This window comes from Pseudomonas petroselini, from assembly GCF_045037875.1.
GTDB lineage: Bacteria > Pseudomonadota > Gammaproteobacteria > Pseudomonadales > Pseudomonadaceae > Aquipseudomonas > Aquipseudomonas petroselini.
Genome location: NZ_CP173614.1, coordinates 1,182,272 through 1,203,786, shown reverse-complemented (window position 1 = coordinate 1,203,786; position 21,515 = coordinate 1,182,272). Strand labels below are relative to the sequence as shown.

The following is a 21,515-nucleotide window of genomic DNA, read 5'->3' as shown; positions in this document are numbered from 1 at the left end:
GGGCGGTGCTTATGTCGAAAAGGCAGGCTTGCGACTGAAAAAAATCTAAATGCCGGCGCCGGGGCGGATTTATTGTGGCGATCCACCATCCAGGGAGGTCAGTAACCCCATGAAAGACGCCACCATCGCGCTGCACCACGGCTTCAAGTCGGACCCGACCACCAAGGCCGTCGCCGTGCCGATCTACCAGAACGTCGCGTTCGAATTCGACAACGCCCAGCACGGCGCCGACCTGTTCAACCTGGACGTGCCTGGCAACATCTACACGCGGATCATGAACCCCACCAATGACGTGCTGGAACAGCGCATCGCCGCGCTCGAGGGCGGTATCGCTGGCCTGGCGGTATCGGCGGGCAGCGCGGCCATCCACTACGCGATCCAGACCCTCACCCGAGCGGGCGACAATATCGTCACCACCCCGCAGCTCTACGGCGGCACCTACACCTTGTTCGCGCACTTGCTGCCGAGCTTCGGCGTCGATGTGCGTTTCGCCCGTGATGACTCTGCCGGCGCCATCGCAGAGCTGATCGACGACAATACCAAGTTGGTGTACTGCGAAAGCATCGGCAACCCCGCGGGCAATATCATCGACATCGAAGCCCTGGCCAACGTCGCCCACGCCCGCGGCGTGCCGCTGGTGGTGGATAACACCGTGGCCACGCCGATCCTGTGCAAGCCGATCCAGTTCGGTGCCGATATCGTGGTGCACTCGGTCACCAAATACATCGGCGGCCATGGCAACTCCCTGGGCGGCGTGATCGTCGACAGCGGCACCTTCCCCTGGACCGATTACCCGGACAAATTCCCCGGCCTCAACACCCCAGAGCCCGCTTACCACCATCCCTTTCAAGGTCTTTTCGTTTTGGCAGCCTTGATTACCCGGTCGGTTGAAACATGTGCATGTACCGCAGTGCCTTGGACCCATGTTTTGGGCTTAGGCACCTTGGGGCCGCGGGGGCTTTTCGCCACTTGTTTTGGTTGGATGTTTCTAGCCAGCTCCAGTAAGCGCCGGGCCAGTTTTTCCAGAGCAATGACGGGAAGATGTTCCGAGGGCAGCGCAATCTGCATTCCCTCATAACCACTTCTAACCTGAATCGCCAAGTGATAGATCGAGGCCTCCCATCCTTCAGGCTGGGTACCCCGATGAGCTTGCTCGACGCTTCGTTTGAGGACGGCCAGGACGTTGTAGGCCAATACCGCAGTAGCGAACCCGAGTAAGGCGGCCTTTGGGCTGCCAAGGGTTTCGATTTCACTTTCCAGGATTGCTTCCAGTCGCTGGAACATACCTTCAATGCTCCAGCGGCGGCGATAGAGTTCGGCGATCTGCTGTGCACTGACGCTCTGGGGAAGATTGCTCCAGAACATCAAGCTGCTGTCACCCGAGTCCGTTGGGGAATGAAGGGTCAGTTCGACACGCCGGCATTGGTAACCGCCTCTGACCTGAATTATCTGCTCACGCACAGTGCCTGTTTCCACAGGCACTGGCTCTTGCCACTCACCCTCTTGAATCAAGCGTGGATGCTTGGCTTGCTGACGAATGACAAAGGAGGTTTGGACCTGCTCACAAGCCTCCATAACCGGGAGCGTGCAATAGAGTCGATCAGCCAGCCACACTTGGCCTGGCTCGGCATTGGCCAATAGAGGCAGCACACAAACGCGCTCGCTTGCATAGGCATCCTCACACGCCTGAAGGTCGATGACCTGATCCAGGTCGGGGTCGTAGGCCACCACCGAAAAACCGGGACGAGCAGCGCCGCGCTCCTGACGTAAAGCCCCCAAGCGTTTCTCAGTGGATGCCAAGTGATTACCGTCCACTACCCGAACTTGCCAACCCGGCAGCATCGCCGTGCAGCCCAGCTCTCTGATGGTTGGAGTCAGGCGCTGTGCACAGCCGGTAACCAGGGCACGCAACAGAGCAGGCTCGGTACGACTGATCTTGTCGTAAAGGGCCGCCAAGCTGACAGGAAGATCTTCCAGTTGCCGCGCGGCGGCGTGCAGGGATGGCTTCAAGCCCAATGAAACAAGGGACATCAGCTTGATGATGGTCGAGAACAGTAGCTCACGAGAATACTGCCGTTGCCGATGCTCCTCGAAAACCTGATCGACCCACTCAGGGGCAATAGCCTGTTCGAGCGCCAACTTGGCCATGACGCTCGCAGGTGCTTTTTTCTCGAAACGCGCTAGAACATCGGCCCACATCTTTCGGTACCCCTGAATGAAATTTCAGGGGATTTTACTAAAGACCTTGAAAGGGATGCCGCTTACCACGGCGTGGTCTACACCGAAAAATTCGGCCCTGCCGCTTTCATCGCCCGCGCTCGCACCGTGCCGCTGCGCAATACCGGCGCGGCGCTGGCACCGATGAATGCCTTCCTGCTGTTGCAAGGCCTGGAAACCCTGCCCCTGCGCATGGAGCGCCATACCGAAAACGCCTTGAAAGTCGCGCAGTTCCTGCAAGGGCATGCCGATGTGGAGTGGGTCAGCTACGCCGGCCTGCCGGATCATCCGCACCACGCACTGGCGCAGAAATACCTGCAGGGCAAACCGTCAGCGATCCTGTCCTTTGGTCTGAAGGGTGGCTACGACGCCGGTGTACGCTTCTATGACGCACTGCAAATCTTCAAGCGTCTGGTGAACATCGGCGATGCCAAATCCCTGGCCTGCCACCCCGCCTCCACCACCCACCGGCAGATGAACGAGCAGGAACAAGCCAAGGCCGGCGTAAAGCCGGAGATGATTCGCCTGTCGGTCGGCATTGAGGCGATTGAAGACCTGCTCGAAGACCTGCAGCAAGCGCTCGGCTCAACTCAGCTCTGAGGCCAGGTAGTCGGCCAGCGCCTGATAGCGGGTATCCGCACTGCGCGCGAAGTAGGCGACCTTGTGCTGCAAGGTCGTCGGCGCAAAGGCGGTGTAGAGGTCGGGTCGTTGCTCTTCGAGCCATTGCAACAGGTTGTGGATAAGGGTGTGTGGCGATTGCTCGGCCAGGTGCTCCAATAACGCTGAAGGCACTCGCCACCATGGGCTGGCCTTGACAGCAGTGACCGGGCCCGTCGCGCCCGCCAGCGACTGGCCATTGATCAGGTAGCGCTGGAAAACCGGCAATATCTCATCACCTCGCTGCTGAATGATCGGCAGAAACTGCGCCCCATCCCAAAAGCGCAAAAACACTTCCTGGCCATCCGGCAGGAACACCTTGGTCAGGCTTTGCAGGTGTGCAATCACGCTTTCCAGCGGGCTGGACGATACGGCCAGCCAGCCCCAATCCGTAGCATCAGTTGAAGCGGCCCACTCAAGGAATGGGCTGTCCGGCTCGACAACAGCCACATAGGGCATGACCTCCGTCCATGTCGCATAGGCCGTGCCGGCCCACACGGATTGTGGCGAGGTTCCGGCGGCAAGCGCTCGCCAAGCCTCCTGGGGCTTGGCGTCACTGGCAGCGCCCATGACCGCGAAGATCTGTTCACCCGCACGCAAGGGTTGAAGCATCGGCATACCGTCCTTTTAAGGTTGGGGTGCATTGCTGTGTCGGGGGAGATCGCACTGGCCGTTCTTGCAGCGCTCACACTCTTCGCAAAACGGTGCGCTGCGCTTGAAACTGGCCACTTGCACACGGCTCAGCGGCGCCGGAATCACGGCCAGTAACGTCTCTTTCACGCCAGGCATCAACGGTGCGGCCGCCGGAGCGGGCGAGCTGCCAAGCTGGATCGGCACACTGCTGAAAATCCCACCGGCCGACAGCGTGATCGACTGCCCACCCGCCTGGATCGTGACAGTCGCGCCCGCATCAATGACGACGCTTTGCCCTGCCCCTATCTGAATAGTCCGCTCGGCGCGCACCTGCTGCGAACCGGCGACCACCACGTGATCATCCTGCTTGAGCTGCGTCAGGCGATTGCCGTGGGTAATGCGCTGCTCTTCACCGCGCAACTCATGGTGCGACTCGCCACCCACGGTGATACGACGCCCGTTATCGACCTGCACCTGTTGATCATGCAGTACATGCTGCGTCCAATCCCGCTGGGCGCGCAGGTAGATTTCCTCGGCGCCCTTGCGGTCCTCGATACGTAGCTCGTTGTAGCCACCGCCGCCCGGGCTGCTCTGGCTGCGCAAGATACTGCGGGTCTTGTCCGCCGGCAGGTCGAGGGGCACCTGGGTCGCCGCGTTGGGCAAACAGCCCATCACCAACGGCATGTCCATGTCGCCATTGACGAAACCCACCAGCACTTCCATGCCGACTCGCGGGATCAGCACCGAACCATAGCGATCATGCGCCCACCCACTGGCAACCCTCAGCCAGCAACTGGAATGGTCGTTATGCTCACCGGCACGGTCCCAGGCCAGTTGCACCTTGACCCGGCCGTACTCATCGCAATGAATTTCACTGTCGGCGGGGCCGGTCACCACGGCATGTTGATAACCCGAGATCACTGGGCGCGCATGCTCGTCCAGAGACGGGCGGAAAATCACGTCCCACGGCGCGGCGACAAAATTGTTTCGATAACCCTGGCGAAAGTCCCCACCGGCGACCTCGGTCACAGCCTCTTCCAGGACTTGCGGTTGTTTACCCTCGTGAGTTACGTGTGTCGCCAACCACAGGCCATTCCACTCTCCCCGAGGGTGGCCCGCCAGCCTGAGGAATCTGCCGCCGGCCAATGCCGGCTCATCACCGTTGCCATGGGCGATGCGGTAATCACTGCGATGACGCTCCAGGCCTCGCTGCGCAAGGTATTTGCCATGGGCGCGGTCGCTGAAATGACCGGGGTAATCCTGCGTTTCAAGCATCGGAAGCTGCTCGCCAGCGACCGCGCTTTCCAGGCCCAGGTTCGGCTTGCGAAAGTCGTAATCGCGCAGGTTCACGGCCGTGGTGCGGGTCTGCACCTGCACCGCAAACCGCTTGATTGCCGGGGTATCCGCCACCATCCCGGAACCGGGAGTGTAAGGCGTGGGGTGTTCGGGCTGGGCAAAGACCGTCTGGTCATCCCCAAACACCAGCAAATGCCCCTCGGCCGAATGCTGGAAGTGATAGTGAATGCCCAACTCCGCGCACAGCCGCTGAATGAACGCCAGGTCAGTCTCGCCAAACTGCACACAATACTCGCGCTCGGGGTAGGCACCGCTGAGCCGGAATTCGAAGCGGTCACTCTGGATGCCCTGCCCCTCCAGTACCTGCGCAACAATCTGCGGCACCGTCTTGTGCTGGAAAATGCGCTGGTGGCTGCTGTGCGCCAGATAGGCCAGCTGCGGCACAAGCGTCAGCTGATAACGCGTCAGGCGCCGTCCGGAATCGCCCTGCGCCACCCGGTAGACCAGCCCATGAACACCATGGCCCTGATCATCGAACCCGAGATACACCTGGCGATGCAGCAAGCCTTCCAGGTCGAGATCGGGCTGTTCGCTGACCAACTCGAGATCAAAATGGTAAGGCTGGCTGATGGATTCACGGCCCGTAAACTCCAACACCTTGAGTTCACTGGGCTCACCGTCGAGGGACAGGGTAAAGGCACTTTGATTGGCAGGAGCGAACATCCGGTGTTTCTCTGCGAGGGGTGGGGGGCTGATTTTGCATCACTGTTCCCCCCTCCTGGGCCCGCTCCGGACAAATCAGTAAAACCCTACACAAACGCGTCGGAATCCTCTTCGGAGCGGCGTAAAACACAGGCAAAAAAAGGCCCGCTATCCGTAGGACGCGGGCCTTTCTCTCAACTCAACAGGCGCTCAACGCCCGATGAATCATTTGTTGAGGTTGTAGTCCTTCTCCGCCGCATCAAAACGCTCGACCATACCCGCCGTCGGTGCGCCCATCTTGCTCACGAAGTAGATCGCCAGGCTGGCGAAAATAAAGCCTGGAATGATCTCGTACAGCCCCAGCAGTTCGAAGTGTTTCCAAACGATCACAGTGATCGCGCCGACCAGGATACCGGCCAGTGCGCCGTTACGGGTCATGTGTTTCCAGATCACCGAGATCAGCACCACAGGGCCAAACGCGGCGCCGAAACCGGCCCAGGCGTAGCTGACCAGGCCGAGTACGCGGTTGTTGGGGTTGGCGGCCATGGCTATGGCGATCAGCGCAACCAGCAGCACCATCAAGCGACCGACCCACACCAGCTCAACCTGGGAGGCGTTTTTGCGCAGGAAGGTTTTGTAGAAGTCTTCGGTCAGGGCGCTGGAGCACACCAGCAATTGGCAGCTCAGGGTGCTCATCACGGCAGCCAGAATGGCCGACAGCAGTACACCGGCGATCCACGGGTTGAACAGCAGCTTGGCCAGTTCAATGAACACACGTTCGTGGTTTTCGGTCACAGGACCGGCCACTTCCGGGTGCGCCGAGAAGTAGGCGATACCGAAGAAGCCCACGGCCACGGTGCCACCCAGGCACAGGATCATCCAGGTCATGGAGATGCGACGTGCCTTGGCAATCGACTTGACCGAATCCGCCGCCATGAAACGCGCGAGGATGTGCGGCTGGCCGAAGTAACCCAGGCCCCAGCCCATCAGCGAGATGATGCCGATGAAGGTGGTGTTTTTCAGCATATTGAAGTTGTCAGGGTTCTTGGCTTCGATCGCCAGGAAGGTGGTATCGACACCACCGGTAGCCAGCAGCACGATGATCGGCGTAAGGATCAGCGCGAAGATCATCAGCGTGGCTTGTACGGTGTCGGTCCAGCTCACGGCCAGGAAACCACCGACGAAGGTGTAGGCAATCGTTGCAGCAGCACCGGCCCACAGCGCAGTCTCGTAAGACATGCCGAAGGTGCTTTCGAACAGGCGGGCACCGGCGACGATGCCGGACGCGCAATAGATGGTGAAGAACACCAGGATCACCACGGCGGAGATGATCCGCAGCAGGCCGCTTTTATCTTCGAAACGGCTGGAGAAGTAATCCGGCAGGGTCAGTGCGTCGCCGTTGTGCTCGGTCTGTACCCGCAGACGACCGGCGACGAACAGCCAGTTGAGGTAGGCACCGACGATCAGGCCAATGGCAATCCAGCTTTCCGACAAACCAGACATGTAGATCGCGCCCGGCAGGCCCATCAACAACCAGCCACTCATGTCGGAAGCGCCGGCCGACAAGGCAGTCACCACGCTACCGAGGCTGCGACCGCCCAGGATGTAATCGGAAAGGTTGTTGGTGGAGCGATAGGCCATGAAGCCGATCAACACCATTGCTGCGATGTAGATCACGAACGTGATCAGGGTTGGATTACTAACGCTCATAGAGTGACGCCCTGGCTTTGTTTTTATGTAGCGACGGTCTGTCAGACGGCCACCCATTGGAAGTAGGTAGACGTAGCTGCGTGCCGCGCATTTATGACTGACGTTTCCCCAGGAAAGCCGTCAGCCGATGAACCGACCCGTGGAGGTGGTTGCACCTTGGCCGCGAATGCTATTCAACAAAGCAAATAAGGTGCAACCAGTTTCGCGAGAATAAGTTGCACCCAGGTGTGAAAAGTGCAAAACACCCCGTTTTTGCTCCTTTTCGGAGCAAGAACAGCCGATCTCAGAAGCAAACGCACCAGGGCGAAGCGAATTCTGTCGAAGGCCAAATTATTTCCGATCAAGCGTTAGAAATTTCATGAACAAAATGGGTTGCACCCGGTTGCACCTATTCATGCGCAAAGCTAATCTGGCGGCCAGCTGATGCCACTCGGTAGTGGCACCCATGAGGATAACAAAATGGCTACGACCACCCTTGGGGTCAAACTAGACGACCCGACCCGCGAGCGCCTCAAGGCGGCCGCGACCTCCATTGATCGCACGCCGCACTGGCTGATCAAGCAGGCGATTTTCAATTACCTGGAGAAACTGGAGGGTGGTGCAACCCTGACTGAACTCAATGGTTTGAGCAGCAACGGCACTGACGACGCAGGCGACGTCCAGACGGATCACGCCCACCAGTGCTTCCTTGAGTTCGCTGAAAGCATCCTGCCGCAATCCGTGCTGCGCGCCTCGATCACCGCCGCTTACCGCCGCCCAGAGCCGGAAGTCGTGCCGATGCTGATCGAGCAGGCCCGCCTGCCGGCGCCAATGGCCGAAGCCACCAACAAGCTTGCTGCGTCGATTGCCGAGAAACTGCGTAATCAGAAAAGCGCCGGCGGCCGTGCCGGGATTGTTCAGGGCCTGCTGCAGGAATTTTCCCTGTCATCCCAGGAAGGCGTGGCCTTGATGTGCCTGGCCGAAGCGCTGCTGCGCATCCCGGACAAAGGCACTCGCGACGCGCTGATCCGCGACAAGATCAGCACCGGCAACTGGCAGCCGCACTTGGGCAACAGCCCATCGCTGTTCGTCAACGCGGCGACCTGGGGCCTGCTGCTGACCGGCAAACTGGTCGCCACCCATAACGAAGCGGGGTTGACCTCGTCCCTGAGCCGCATCATCGGCAAGAGCGGCGAACCGATGATCCGCAAGGGCGTCGACATGGCCATGCGCCTGATGGGCGAGCAGTTCGTCACCGGCGAAACCATCGCTGAAGCCTTGGCCAATGCGAGCAAGTTCGAAGCCAAGGGCTTCCGCTACTCCTACGACATGCTCGGTGAAGCCGCGCTCACCGAACGTGATGCGCAGAAGTACCTGGCCTCGTACGAACAAGCCATTCACTCCATCGGCAAAGCCTCCCACGGCCGTGGGATTTATGAAGGCCCCGGTATTTCCATCAAGCTGTCGGCGCTGCACCCGCGCTACAGCCGTGCGCAGTACGAGCGCGTGATGGACGAGCTGTACCCGCGCCTGCTGTCGCTGACGCTGCTGGCCAAGCAATACGACATCGGGCTGAACATCGACGCCGAAGAAGCCGACCGACTGGAGCTGTCCCTCGACCTGCTCGAGCGCCTGTGCTTCGAACCGCAACTGACCGGCTGGAACGGCATCGGCTTCGTGATCCAGGCCTACCAGAAACGTTGCCCGTACGTGATCGACTACGTCATCGACCTGGCGCGCCGCAGCCGCCATCGCCTGATGATCCGCCTGGTGAAAGGCGCGTACTGGGACAGCGAAATCAAACGCGCCCAGGTCGAAGGCCTGGAAGGCTACCCGGTGTACACCCGCAAGGTGTACACCGACGTTTCCTACATTGCCTGCGCACGCAAACTGCTGTCGGTGCCGGAAGTCATCTACCCGCAATTCGCCACGCATAACGCCCACACCTTGTCGGCCATCTACCATATCGCCGGTCAGAACTATTACCCGGGCCAGTACGAGTTCCAATGCCTGCACGGCATGGGTGAACCGTTGTACGAGCAGGTGGTCGGCAAGGTTTCCGACGGCAAGCTGAACCGTCCGTGCCGCGTGTACGCACCGGTCGGCACCCACGAAACGCTGCTGGCCTACCTGGTACGTCGCCTGCTGGAAAACGGCGCGAACACCTCTTTCGTCAACCGCATTGCCGACCAATCCATCTCGATCCAGGAGCTGGTGGCCGATCCAGTGGCCAGCATCGAGCAGATGGCCACGCTGGAAGGCGGCTTCGGCCTGCCGCACCCGCGTATTCCACTGCCGCGCGACCTGTACGGCAGAGACCGCGCCAACTCGGCCGGCATTGACCTGGCTAACGAACACCGTCTGGCATCGCTGTCCTGCGCCCTGCTGGCGACCGCGCACAACAACTGGAAAGCCGCACCGATGCTCGGTTGCGCCGCCAGCGAGCAAGCGGCGGCGCCGGTGCTGAACCCATCCGACCTGCGTGATGTGGTCGGCCATGTGCAGGAAGCCACCGTCGAAGACGTCGACAACGCCATCCAGTGCGCCATCAGCGCCGGTCCGATCTGGCAGGCCACCCCGCCCGCCGAACGTGCCGCGATCCTGGAGCGAGCCGCCGACCTGATGGAAGGCGAGATCCAGCCATTGATGGGCCTGCTGGCCCGCGAAGCCGGCAAGACCTTCGCCAACGCCATCGCCGAAGTGCGTGAAGCCGTAGACTTCCTGCGCTACTACGCGGTGCAGGCGCGCAACGATTTCACCAATGACGCCCACCGCCCCCTGGGCCCCGTGGTGTGCATCAGCCCGTGGAACTTCCCGTTGGCGATCTTCAGCGGTCAAGTGGCTGCCGCACTGGCCGCCGGCAACCCGGTATTGGCCAAGCCGGCCGAACAAACCCCGCTGGTCGCCGCACAAGCCGTGCGCATCCTGCTGGAAGCCGGCATTCCGGAAGGCGTGCTGCAACTGCTGCCGGGCCAGGGCGAAACCGTCGGTGCCCGCTTGGTAGGTGATGATCGCGTCAAAGGCGTGATGTTCACCGGCTCCACCGAAGTGGCGCGCCTGCTGCAACGCAATGTCGCCGGTCGCCTGGATGCCCAGGGCCGCCCGATTCCGCTGATCGCCGAAACCGGTGGCCAGAACGCGATGATCGTCGACTCCTCGGCGCTGACCGAACAAGTGGTCATCGACGTGGTGTCCTCGGCCTTCGACAGCGCTGGCCAGCGTTGCTCGGCCCTGCGCGTACTGTGCCTGCAGGAAGATTCGGCAGACCGCGTCATCGAAATGCTAAAGGGCGCCATGGCGGAATGCCGCCTGGGCAACCCGGAGCGCTTGTCCGTCGATATCGGCCCGGTGATCGATGCCGAAGCCAAGGCCGGCATCGAGAAACACATCCAGGCCATGCGCGACAAAGGCCGCAACGTGTACCAGGTGGCGATTGCCGACGGCGAAGAGATCAAGCGCGGCACCTTCGTGACACCTACCCTGATCGAGCTGGAAAGCTTCGATGAACTGCAACGTGAAATCTTCGGCCCGGTGCTGCACGTGGTGCGCTACAAGCGCAAAGAGATCGACCAGCTCATCGGCCAGATCAACGCTTCCGGCTACGGCCTGACCCTCGGCGTGCATACGCGCATCGACGAGACCATCGCCAAGGTGATCGACAACGTCAATGCCGGCAACGTCTATGTGAACCGCAACATCGTCGGTGCCGTAGTCGGCGTACAACCGTTCGGCGGCGAAGGCCTGTCGGGCACTGGCCCGAAAGCGGGTGGCCCGCTGTACCTGTATCGCCTGCTGTCGACTCGTCCTACGGATGCCATCGAGCAATCCTTCGTACGCGGCGACGCATTGGCCGCACCGGACGTGCGCCTGCGCGACGCCATGAGCCAACCGCTGACCGCCCTGAACACCTGGGCCGACAGCAATAAGCTCAGCGAACTGAGCGCCTTGTGCAGCCAGTTCGCCGCGCAATCGCAAAGCGGCATCACCCGCCAACTGGCCGGCCCGACCGGCGAGCGCAACAGCTACGCCATCCTGCCCCGCGAGCACGTGCTGTGCCTGGCGGACGTGGAAGGCGACCTGCTGACTCAACTGGCGGCGGTGCTGGCCGTCGGCGGCTCGGCGGTATGGCCGGAAACCGACCTGACCAAGGCCTTGTTCCCACGCCTGCCGAAGGAGATTCAGGCGAAGATCAAGCGCGTGGCCGACTGGACCAAGGACGAGGTGGTGTTCGACGCGGTTCTGCACCACGGCGATTCCGACCAGCTGCGTGCGGTGTGCCAGCAAGTGGCCCAGCGTGGTGGCGCGATTGTTGGGGTGCATGGTTTGTCGCAAGGCGAGACGGCGATTGCGCTGGAGCGTCTGGTGATTGAGCGGGCGTTGAGTGTTAACACGGCGGCAGCTGGCGGTAACGCCAGCCTCATGACTATCGGTTAACTGCCTGAAGGAATGCAGTAAGGCATGTGGGAGGGGGCAAGCCCCCTCCCACATTTGCCTGTGCATCACCCAAATCAATCTTGCTATCCAGCTTCTATTCGCGCACTTAGACTCAGGCCAATTCCTCCAAAGGTAAGCCGCCATGTCCGAGACGCTGCTCAGTTCCCGCAATCTGGCTTTCGAGCTGTACGAAGTCCTCGATGCCGAGGGCCTGACCCAGCGCGAGCGGTTTGCCGAGCACACTCGCGAAACCTTCGACGCGGCCATCAGCACCGCCCGCACGATCGCCGAGAAGTATTTCGCCCCCCACAACCGCAAGAACGACGAAAACGAACCCCGTTACGAAGACGGCCAGGCGATCCTGATTCCGGAGGTGAAACCGGCGGTGGATGCGTTCCTCGAAGCCGGCTTTCTCAACGCGGCGCGTAGTTTCGAAGCGGGCGGCATGCAACTGCCCACGCTGCTGTCTCAAGCCTGTTTCGCGCATTTCCAGTCGGCCAACGCCGCCTCGACGTCCTACCCGTTCCTGACCATGGGGGCCGCCAACCTGATCGAAAGCTTCGGCACCGACGATCAGAAACAGCGCTTTCTGCAACCGATGATCGACGGCCGTTTCTTCGGCACCATGGCCCTCACCGAACCCCACGCCGGTTCATCGCTGTCAGATATTCGTACCCGCGCAGAGCCTGCGGCCGACGGCACGTATCGACTCAAGGGCAACAAGATCTTCATCTCCGGCGGCGATCACCCGCTGTCGGAAAACATCGTGCACATGGTGCTGGCCAAGCTGCCGGACGCACCGGCTGGGGTGAAGGGCATTTCGCTGTTTATCGTGCCCAAGTTCCTGGTCAACGACGACGGCAGCCTGGGCGAGCGCAACGACGTGCTGCTGGCCGGGCTTTTCCACAAGATGGGCTGGCGCGGCACCACGTCCACGGCGCTGAATTTCGGCGATAACGGCCACTGTGTCGGCTATCTGGTGGGCAAGCCGCACCAAGGTTTGAGCTGCATGTTCCAGATGATGAACGAAGCACGCATCGGCGTGGGCATGGGCGCGGTGATGCTCGGTTACGCCGGCTACCTCTACTCCCTGGAGTACGCCCGCGAACGCCCGCAAGGGCGTCTGCCCGACAGTAAAGACCCTACGACCGCGCCGGTCTCGATCATCCAGCATGCCGACATCAAACGTATGCTGTTGACGCAAAAAGCCTACGTGGAAGGCGCCTTCGACCTGGGCCTCTACGCCGCACGCCTGTTCGACGACACCACCACCCTGGAAACCGACGCCGAGCGCAAGCACGCCCACGAACTGCTGGACCTGCTGACGCCCATCGTCAAATCCTGGCCCTCGGAGTTCTGCCTCAAGGCCAACGAACTGGCGATCCAGATCCTCGGTGGCCACGGTTACACCCGTGAATACCCGGTGGAACAGTACTACCGCGATAACCGCCTGAACCCGATCCATGAGGGCACCCATGGCATCCAGTCCCTGGATTTGCTTGGGCGCAAGCTGGCGCAGAACGGTGGCGCGGGCTTGAAGCAACTCATCAGGCTGATGGCCGAAACCGGTGCCCGCGCGCAGGAATACCCAAGCCTCAGCCTGCTCAGGGAACCGCTGGAACAGTTGGTCAACCGCCTGCAAAGCGTGACGATCGGCCTGCTGACGGATCTCGCCCACGGCAAGGTCAACAGCAGCCTGGCGAACTCGGCGCTGTACTTGAAGGTGTTCGGGCATACGGTGATTGGCTGGCGCTGGCTGGAACAGGCGATTCGCGCCGAAGAAGGACTGGCCAAGGGCGAGGCGGCCGATGTGGCCTTCTATAAAGGCAAGCTCCAGGCGGCCCGATACTTCCTGACCTGGGAAGTACCGAGCTGCCATCATGAGCTGGCAATTCTGGAGGCCCGCGATGATACGTGCCTCAGTATGCAAGATGAGTGGTTCTAAGGCGTTCCGATCGCCTTGGAAATCACATCGACCGTGGCGCTGACTTGCTCTTGGTAACGGTCGAGTTCCTGCTGGTGCGCCTGCTGCATTTCGATCTGCTCGGCGCACAGGTTCAGCGCCGCCAGCACCAGTAACTTGTCACCGATCAGGGTCGGGTACTTTTTCTTGGTGTTGGCCAGGGAGGCCTTGAGCAGGGTCACGGCGTGCATCAGGGTTTTATCTTCGCCGGCCGGTGCCTTGATCGAGTAATCCTCTCCGAGAATCGAAACGACCTTTATCCCTTCACTCATGCGCTGACAGGCCCTGCGCTCACACGCTCAACCAGCGCCTGGATACGCGCGGCGGTCGCGCCGTGTTTTTCTTCCTGCTCCATGAGGTTCAGTTGCAGGCTGTCGTTCTCATCCTTGGCACGCGCCAGTTCGGCCTTGAGGGATTCGTTGCTGCCCAACAGGTCCTGATTCTGCTGTACGAGGTCGCTGACCAGTTGTTCCAATTGGCTGAGGGATGCTTCTAACATTTTGATTTCTCGGGCTTTTTCAAAGGGCGGTGACGATAAAGAAAATTCACCTCGGATGCCAGGGTTATCCCCGGCGCGCAGCCCGTTTTTTAAGGGCCGGGCCGCACTTTCGAGCCTTAGTGACTGCATTTACCCGATCTGGTTCCTGAATCGGCCAAACCCCTCGTCAGATGCGACAAAACCGCACAGGCTCCTTTAGACTTTAGTCGTACGACCGATAGAGAGGCACAGACCGTCTCATGGCCGCACGGATCGCGCTCTCCCCCAGGATTCCCGCATGTCGCTTCGTAATATGAATATCGCCCCGAGGGCCTTCCTCGGCTTCGCGTTTATTGGCGCATTGATGCTGCTTCTCGGTATTTTCGCGCTGAATCAGATGAGCAAGATCCGTGGCGCCACCCAAGACATCACCCTGTCCAGCGTCCCGAGCATCCGCGCCCTTGATGACTTCACCCAACTCACCTTGCGCCTGCGGGTGTTGTCCTATCGCTTGCTGACCAACCGCGAGCCGGACGTTCAGCAAAAGACCCTGGAAGCCTTCGAACTGCGCAACCAGCAGATCCGCGCCGCTCAGGGCACTTACGAAAAACTGATCGACAGCAGTGAGGAGCGCTCGATCTACGACGAATACACCCGCCTGCTTGCCCAGTACCAACAGATTGAAGCGCGCATGAAGAGCCTGTCGCGCGCCAACCAGGTCGAAGAGCTGCGCACCCTGCTCAACACCGAGCTGTTGAGCAACTCCGAGCAGGTCAACACCGTGCTCAACCGCCTGCTGGACTACAACAACAAGGCCGCCCTTGCCACCAATCAACAGGCCGAAGAGCAGTACAACATGGCCTTCGACTGGGTGATTGGCCTGCTGATTATCGCCACGGCACTGACGATGCTGTTCGCCTGGCGGCTGACCCGCAGCATCACCCTGCCCATTTCCCTGGCATTGGAAGCGGCGGAAGAAGTGGCCGAAGGCAACCTGACCCGCCCGATCAAGGTCGACGGCAACGACGAAGCCGGACGCCTGCTGGCGGCCATGGCCAAGATGCAGGACAAACTGCGCGACACCCTGCAACGCATCGCGGGTTCCGCCAGCCAGTTGGCGTCGGCCGCCGAAGAACTGAACGCGGTCACCGACGAAAGCGCCCGTGGCCTGACCCGGCAAAACAACGAAATCGAACAAGCCGCCACGGCGGTGAACGAGATGACCAGTGCCGTCGAAGAAGTCGCACGCAATGCGGTCAGCACGTCCGAAGCTTCGCGCAACGCCACCACCTCCGCCGGGGATGGCCGTGATTTGGTGCAAGAAACCGTCAGCGCCATCGAACGCATGAGCGGCGACGTACAAGCGACCGCAACACTGATTGGCGACTTGGCCAATGAGTCGCGCGATATCGGCAAGGTGCTGGACGTGATTCGCGGCCTGGCTGACCAGACCAACCTGCTGGCCCTGAACGCCGCCATCGAAGCGGCCCGTGCGGGTGAAGCCGGCCGTGGCTTTGCGGTGGTCGCCGATGAAGTGCGGGCCCTGGCCCATCGCACCCAGCAGTCGACCAGCGAAATCGAACGGATGATCGGCAGCATCCAGGCCGGCACCGAGCACGCGGTGGACTCGATGCGCAACAGCACCGAACGCGCCGAATCGACACTGAACATCGCCAAAGGCGCCGGGATGTCACTGGACACCATCAACACCGCGATTGTGGAGATCAACGAACGCAACCTGGTCATCGCCAGCGCGGCAGAAGAGCAGGCGCAGGTGGCGCGGGAAGTGGACCGTAACCTGGTGAACATCCGTGATTTGTCGGTACAGTCGGCCACCGGCGCCAGCCAGACCAGTGCGGCGAGCAGCGAGTTGTCGCGCCTGGCGGTGGATCTGAACGGGATGGTAGGACGCTTCCAGCTCTAACTGACACCCCACCAGAAAAGTTTGTAGTGAGCAGGCTTGCCCTGCGCTGGGCTGCGAAGCAGCCCCAACCGTCACACCTCATTTTTACAGATAGACCGCGGTGAATGGTTTTGGGGCTGCTTCGCAGCCCAGCGCAGGGCAAGCCTGCTCACCACAACAAGCCCTGCTCATCACAACAGGCCTGCCCAACACAGCAAGCGCCCTGCCACATTCGGTTCCCTGTGAATCATAAAAAGCTTTTTGACAGCGCAGCAATTCAACAGGTTAGAATCGCTGGCACGCAGACTGCATGGTCAGTTTGCGCCCTGTCTTGTTTGCTCATGGAGTACTGCCTTTGAATGCGACGACCATCAACAGCCTGTTCTTGATCGGCGCGTTGCTGGTGAGTGCGAGCATTCTGGTAAGTTCTCTGTCGTCCCGCCTGGGCATCCCGATCCTGGTGATCATCCTGGCCGTGGGCATGGTCGCCGGCGTCGATGGCGGCGGCATCATCTTCGATAACTACCCAACCGCCTATCTGGTGGGCAACCTCGCGTTGGCAGTGATCCTGCTCGATGGCGGCCTGCGCACGCGGGTGGCGAGTTTCCGCGTGGCACTCTGGCCGGCTTTATCGCTGGCCACGGTGGGGGTGTTGATTACCACCGGCCTCACCGGCATGGCGGCAGCCTGGCTGTTTGACCTCAATATCATCCAGGGCCTGTTGATCGGCGCGATTGTCGGTTCCACGGACGCTGCGGCGGTGTTCTCGTTGCTCGGCGGCAAGGGCCTGAACGAACGGGTCACCGCCAGCCTGGAAATCGAATCCGGCAGCAACGACCCGATGGCGGTGTTCCTCACCGTCACCTTGATCGACATGCTCGCCAGCGGCCAGACCGGCCTGCACTGGAGCCTGCTGACGCACCTGGTGCGCGAGTTCGGCATCGGCGGCGTGGTCGGCCTGGGTGGCGGCTGGCTGATGCTGCAGATGGTCAACCGTATCAACCTGGCCACCGGCCTGTACCCGATCCTGGTGATCGCCGGTGGCCTGTTCGTGTTTGCCGTGACCAACGCCCTGCACGGCAGCGGCTTCCTCGCCGTGTACCTGTGCGGCCTGGTGATCGGCAACCGCCCGGTGCGCAGCCGTCATGGCATTTTGCATATGCTCGACGGCATGGCCTGGCTGGCGCAGATCGGCATGTTCCTGGTGCTGGGCCTGCTGGTTACACCCCACGACTTGCTGCCTATCGCACTGCCGGCCCTGGGCCTGGCGCTGTGGATGATCCTGTTTGCGCGGCCGCTGTCGGTGATGGTCGGCCTGCTGCCATTCAAGGCGTTCCACGGCCGCGAAAAAGCCTTTATCGCCTGGGTCGGCCTGCGCGGCGCGGTACCAATTATTCTGGCAGTGTTCCCGCTGATGGCCGGGCTGCCGCATGCGCAGCTGTACTTCAACCTGGCGTTCTTTATCGTGCTGGTCTCGCTGCTGGTGCAGGGCACCAGCCTGCCGTGGGTGGCCAAGCTGCTCAAGGTCACCGTACCGCCGGACCCGGCGCCGATTTCCCGCGCAGCTCTGGAAGTGCATGTCACCAGCGAGTGGGAGCTGTTCGTCTACCGCCTCGGTGCGGAAAAATGGTGCATCGGCGCAGCCCTGCGCGAACTGAAAATGCCTGAAGGCACGCGGATCGCCGCGCTGTTCCGTGGCCAGCAACTGCTCCATCCGTCGGGTAGTACCGTGCTGGAAGTCGGCGATTTGCTCTGCGTGATCGGCCACGAACACAACCTGCCGGCCCTCGGCAAACTGTTCAGCCAGGCACCGCAACGCGGTTTGGATTTACGCTTCTTCGGCGACTTCGTGCTCGAAGGCGACGCCCAGCTGGGCGCGGTTTCCGCCCTGTACGGCCTGAAGCTGGAAGGCATCGACCCGGACATGCCACTGAGCCGCTTCATCACCCAGAAAGTGGGGGGGGCGCCAGTCGTCGGCGACCAGGTGGAGTGGAACAACACCATCTGGACCGTCGCGGTCATGGACGGGAACAAGATTGGCAAAGTCGGCGTCAGATTCCCCGAAGGAAGTCGCCCGGGCCCCGGACTCTTCCTCTAAACTGCGGGGCGACGACGCCCCCGATTCTTCACCTTGCTCGACCGGTCTCTATGCCAACCCTGCGCACTTTTCTCGCCACTGCCCTGCTGAGCTTGACTCTTTGTATCGGCACCGTTCACGCGGCCGACCCGCCCAGCGCCGACGCCATCCAGCAAACCCTGGACAAGCTGCCTGACCGCAAGCTGCCCGATGCCGACATGAAGGCGCTGCAGACCATTCTGCAACAGACCCTGACCTACCTCGGCAACAAGCAGGATTACGAGCAGCGGCTGGTCGATCTCAAGCGCCAATTGGAAGATGCGCCGCGCCAGACCGTCGAGAACCAGCGCGAGCTGACCCGGCTCAAGGCCACCAAAATCATCCCGGTCGCCCAGCGCTACGCCAGCCTGCCGGTGCCGCAGCTTGAGCAATTACTGGTGCAGCGCAGCACTCAGCAAGGCGACCTGCAGAAAGAACTGGCCGACGCCAACAGCCTGTCCATCGCTGCCCAGACTCGCCCGGAGCGCGCCCAGACCGAGATCAGCAGCAGCCAGACGCGTATCCAGCAGATCAATTCGATCCTCAAGGCCGGCAAAGACAACGGTAAATCCCTCAGCGGCGACCAGCGCAACCAGCTCAACGCCGAACTCGCGGCCCTCAATGCGCTGATCCCGCTGCGCCGCCAGGAACTGGCCGGCAACAGCCAACTGCAAGACCTGGGCAACAGCCAGCACGACCTGGTGATGGAAAAGACCGCGCGCCTGGAACAAGAGATCCAAGACCTGCAGACCCTGATCAACCAGAAGCGCCTGGCCCAGTCCCAGCAGACCGTGACCCAACAGTCCATCGAAGCGCAAAAGGCCGGCGGCAGCAGCCTGCTGGCCACGGAAAGCGCGGCCAACCTGAAACTGTCTGACTACCTGCTCAAAAGCACCGACCGCCTCAACGACCTGACCCAGAAAAACCTGCAGACCAAACAGCAGCTCGACACCGTAACCCAGAGCGATTCGGCCCTCGACGAGCAGATCAACGTGCTCAAAGGCAGCCTGCTGCTGTCGAAGATCCTCTACAAACAAAAGCAGGCCTTGCCGCGCCTGACGGTCGACCGCGACCTGGCGGACGATATCGCCAACATTCGCCTGTACCAGTTCGAGGTCAACCAGCAGCGCGAGCTGATCAGCTCGCCCAGTGCCTATGTGGATAACTTGCTGGCGAACCAATCGCCGGAAGACGTCACCCCGCAACTGCGCCGTACTTTGCTGGAACTGGCGATCACCCGCAGCGACCTGCTGGAGCGCCTGAGCCGCGAGCTGAGCGCGCTGCTCAACGAGTCCATCACCCTGCAACTGAACCAGAAACAACTGCTCAGCACTGCCACGACATTGCGGGCGACGCTGGATGAGCAGATGTTCTGGATTCCCAGCAACAAGCCGTTGGATACCGAGTGGCTGGAAACCGTCCCGGCGCACCTGAGCAAGCAAGTCACCACCCTGCCCTGGGCGTCCAGCGTCAGCGAACTGTACGACGGCCTGACCCAACGCCCGCTGCTGTTCCTGCCGCTGCTGCTGTTGATCGGCGCGCTGCTGTGGCGACGCAAAGCCCTGTACCAGCGCCTGAACAAGGTCCACCTGGACATCGGTCACTTCAAGCGCGACAGCCAATGGCACACGCCGCAGGCCATCCTGATCAATATCCTGCTGGCGATGCCGGTGTCCCTGGGCTTGGCGCTGTGCGGTTACGCGCTGCAGATCGACGCCCGGGGGCAAAACGCCAACTTGGGCGCGGCATTGCTGCAGATCGCCCAGGCGTGGCTGGTGTTCTACACCGCCTACCGCATCCTGGCGCCAGGCGGCGTGGCCGAACTGCACTTCCGCTGGGAAAAACCCCAGGTCGAATTCCTACAAGGCTGGGTGCGCAAGCTCGGGCTGGTGGTGCTCGCGCTGGTGGCCGTGGTGGCGATTGCCGAGCACCAACCGGCGGCGCTCGCCGACGACGTGCTGGGCATCGGCGTGGTACTGACCTGTTATGCGCTGATGGCCTGGCTGCTGGGTCGCTTGCTGCTGCATAGCCCGACCCATGAAAAAGCCTCGCTGTTTCGCAAGGCCGTGGGCCTGTTATTCACCGCACTGCCCGTCGCGTTGTTTATCGCCGTGTGCTTCGGCTATTACTACACCGCGCTCAAGCTCAGCGACCGGCTGATCAACACCCTGTACCTGCTGATGTTCTGGCTGGTGATCGAAGCCACCTTCGTGCGCGGCCTGGGCGTTGCCGCCCGGCGCCTGGCTTATGCGCGCGCCCTGGCCAAACGCCAGGCCGCCAAGGAAGCTGGCGACGGTGAAGCGGTGATCGAAGAGCCGACCCTGGACATCGAGCAGGTCAACGAACAGTCCATGCGCCTGATCCGCCTGGCCCTGCTCGGCGGATTTATCGCAGCGCTGTACTGGGTGTGGTCGGACTTGATCTCGGTGTTTTCCTACCTCGACAACGTCACCCTCTACGAATACACCAGCGGCACCGGCGCGAATATCAGCATGGTGCCCATCAGCATCGGCGACTTGCTCGGTGCGCTGATCATCATCGGTATTACCTTCGCGCTGGCGCGCAACCTGCCCGGCCTGCTGGAGGTGCTGGTGCTGTCCAAGCTGGAGTTGGCCCAGGGCAGCGCCTACGCGACCACCACCTTGCTGTCGTACGTGATTGCCGGCGTCGGTTTTGTCTCCACCTTGTCGACCCTCGGCGTGAGCTGGGACAAGTTGCAATGGCTGGTGGCAGCACTGTCGGTGGGCTTGGGCTTCGGCATGCAGGAGATCTTCGCCAACTTTATCTCCGGCATCATGATCCTGTTCGAACGCCCGGTACGCATCGGCGACACCATCACCATCGGCAACCTGTCGGGCACGGTGAGCAAGATCCGCATCCGCGCCACCACGATCACCGACTTTGATCGCAAGGACATCATTGTCCCGAACAAGACCTTCATCACCGGGCAACTGATCAACTGGTCGCTGACCGACACCATCACGCGGGTCACCCTGAAACTCGGCGTGGACTACGGCTCCGACCTGGACCTGGTGAAGGAGCTGCTGCTCAAGGCCGCCAGGGAGAACCCACGGGTACTGAAAGAACCCGAACCGCACGTGTACTTCCTCAACTTTGGCGAAAGTACCCTCGACCACGAACTGCGCATGCACGTGCGTGACCTGGGTGACCGCAACCCGGTGCTGGACGAGGTCAACCGCTACATCAACCGTGAATTCAAGAAACAGCACATCAACATCTCGTTCCGGCAGATGGAGGTGTACCTCAAGAACATGCACGGTCAGGAGTACAAGCTGGTGCCGGTCGAGGATGATCGCAAGACCATCGCTGGGCCGGCCCCGGAGCAGGACGCCCCCGAGCCGCCAGCCAGCAAAGTTGATGACGCGCCGGAACCGCCGCCGAGCAAACTCGACTAACCGCGCTATCC

11 protein-coding genes and 3 pseudogenes are annotated in these 21,515 nt (G+C 61.4%); 8 read left to right on the top strand and 6 right to left on the bottom strand.

The annotated features are described in order from the left end of the window. Positions 1-109: 109 nt before the first annotated feature. Positions 110-838 (top strand): annotated as a pseudogene (locus ACI512_RS05630) (aminotransferase class V-fold PLP-dependent enzyme); the annotation flags it as partial. An 8-nt stretch (positions 839-846) separates the two neighbouring features. Here the strand turns inward: ACI512_RS05630 and ACI512_RS05625 are convergent. Beyond that, positions 847-2,148 carry an IS4 family transposase gene (locus ACI512_RS05625; RefSeq protein WP_082893840.1) on the bottom strand — a complete coding sequence of 434 codons (1,302 nt, stop codon included), beginning with the start codon at positions 2,146-2,148 and terminating at the stop codon, positions 847-849. A gap of 105 nt (positions 2,149-2,253) precedes the next feature. Between ACI512_RS05625 and ACI512_RS05620 the strand changes: the two are divergent. Then, positions 2,254-2,817: pseudogene (locus ACI512_RS05620) on the top strand (PLP-dependent transferase); the annotation flags it as partial. Here ACI512_RS05620 and ACI512_RS05615 read toward each other — a convergent pair. The 3 genes from ACI512_RS05615 to putP all read right to left on the bottom strand — a co-directional run bounded on the left by ACI512_RS05615 (position 2,803) and on the right by putP (position 7,215). Further along, positions 2,803-3,486 (bottom strand): DUF4123 domain-containing protein, encoded by a 684-nt coding sequence (locus ACI512_RS05615; RefSeq protein ID WP_236380130.1) that lies wholly within the window; start codon positions 3,484-3,486, stop codon positions 2,803-2,805. The pseudogene ACI512_RS05620 and the gene ACI512_RS05615 sit on opposite strands and share 15 nt — an antisense overlap. A 15-nt stretch (positions 3,487-3,501) precedes the next feature. Then, positions 3,502-5,526, bottom strand: coding sequence for a type VI secretion system tip protein VgrG (locus ACI512_RS05610; protein WP_236380129.1), 2,025 nt, complete (start codon positions 5,524-5,526; stop codon positions 3,502-3,504). A 204-nt stretch (positions 5,527-5,730) separates the two neighbouring features. Beyond that, positions 5,731-7,215, bottom strand: coding sequence for a sodium/proline symporter PutP (putP, locus tag ACI512_RS05605; protein WP_236380128.1), 1,485 nt, complete (start codon positions 7,213-7,215; stop codon positions 5,731-5,733). A 459-nt stretch (positions 7,216-7,674) separates the two neighbouring features. On the opposite strand from putP, the gene putA reads away from it, so the two are divergent. Then, entirely contained in the window at positions 7,675-11,628 is a 3,954-nt protein-coding gene (putA, locus tag ACI512_RS05600) for a trifunctional transcriptional regulator/proline dehydrogenase/L-glutamate gamma-semialdehyde dehydrogenase (RefSeq protein ID WP_012721852.1), read from the top strand. Between the two features lie 142 nt (positions 11,629-11,770). Continuing rightward, positions 11,771-13,573 (top strand): acyl-CoA dehydrogenase, encoded by a 1,803-nt coding sequence (locus tag ACI512_RS05595; RefSeq protein ID WP_236380127.1) that lies wholly within the window; start codon positions 11,771-11,773, stop codon positions 13,571-13,573. On the opposite strand, the gene ACI512_RS05590 is transcribed toward ACI512_RS05595, so the two are convergent. Next, complete coding sequence (locus tag ACI512_RS05590; protein ID WP_012721850.1) at positions 13,570-13,863, bottom strand: cell division protein ZapA; 294 nt, start codon at positions 13,861-13,863, stop codon at positions 13,570-13,572. The two genes, ACI512_RS05595 and ACI512_RS05590, sit on opposite strands and share 4 nt — an antisense overlap. Beyond that, positions 13,860-14,090 (bottom strand): hypothetical protein, encoded by a 231-nt coding sequence (locus ACI512_RS05585; protein ID WP_012721849.1) that lies wholly within the window; start codon positions 14,088-14,090, stop codon positions 13,860-13,862. Before ACI512_RS05585 ends, ACI512_RS05590 begins: the two co-directional genes overlap by 4 nt. 277 nt (positions 14,091-14,367) lie before the next feature. On the opposite strand from ACI512_RS05585, the pseudogene ACI512_RS05580 reads away from it, so the two are divergent. The 4 genes and pseudogenes from ACI512_RS05580 to mscK all read left to right on the top strand — a co-directional run. Next, positions 14,368-15,090 (top strand): annotated as a pseudogene (locus tag ACI512_RS05580) (MCP four helix bundle domain-containing protein); the annotation flags it as partial. Between the two features lie 30 nt (positions 15,091-15,120). Next, the gene (locus ACI512_RS05575; protein ID WP_405121882.1) at positions 15,121-15,993 is read left to right on the top strand and encodes a methyl-accepting chemotaxis protein; all 873 of its coding nucleotides are present in this window, start codon (positions 15,121-15,123) and stop codon (positions 15,991-15,993) included. A gap of 334 nt (positions 15,994-16,327) precedes the next feature. Beyond that, positions 16,328-18,070, top strand: a complete 1,743-nt coding sequence (locus ACI512_RS05570) for a potassium/proton antiporter (protein ID WP_012721847.1) — start codon at positions 16,328-16,330, stop codon at positions 18,068-18,070. A gap of 50 nt (positions 18,071-18,120) precedes the next feature. Next, entirely contained in the window at positions 18,121-21,504 is a 3,384-nt protein-coding gene (gene mscK, locus ACI512_RS05565; RefSeq protein ID WP_236380125.1) for a mechanosensitive channel MscK, read from the top strand. The last annotated feature ends 11 nt before the right edge of the window (positions 21,505-21,515 follow it).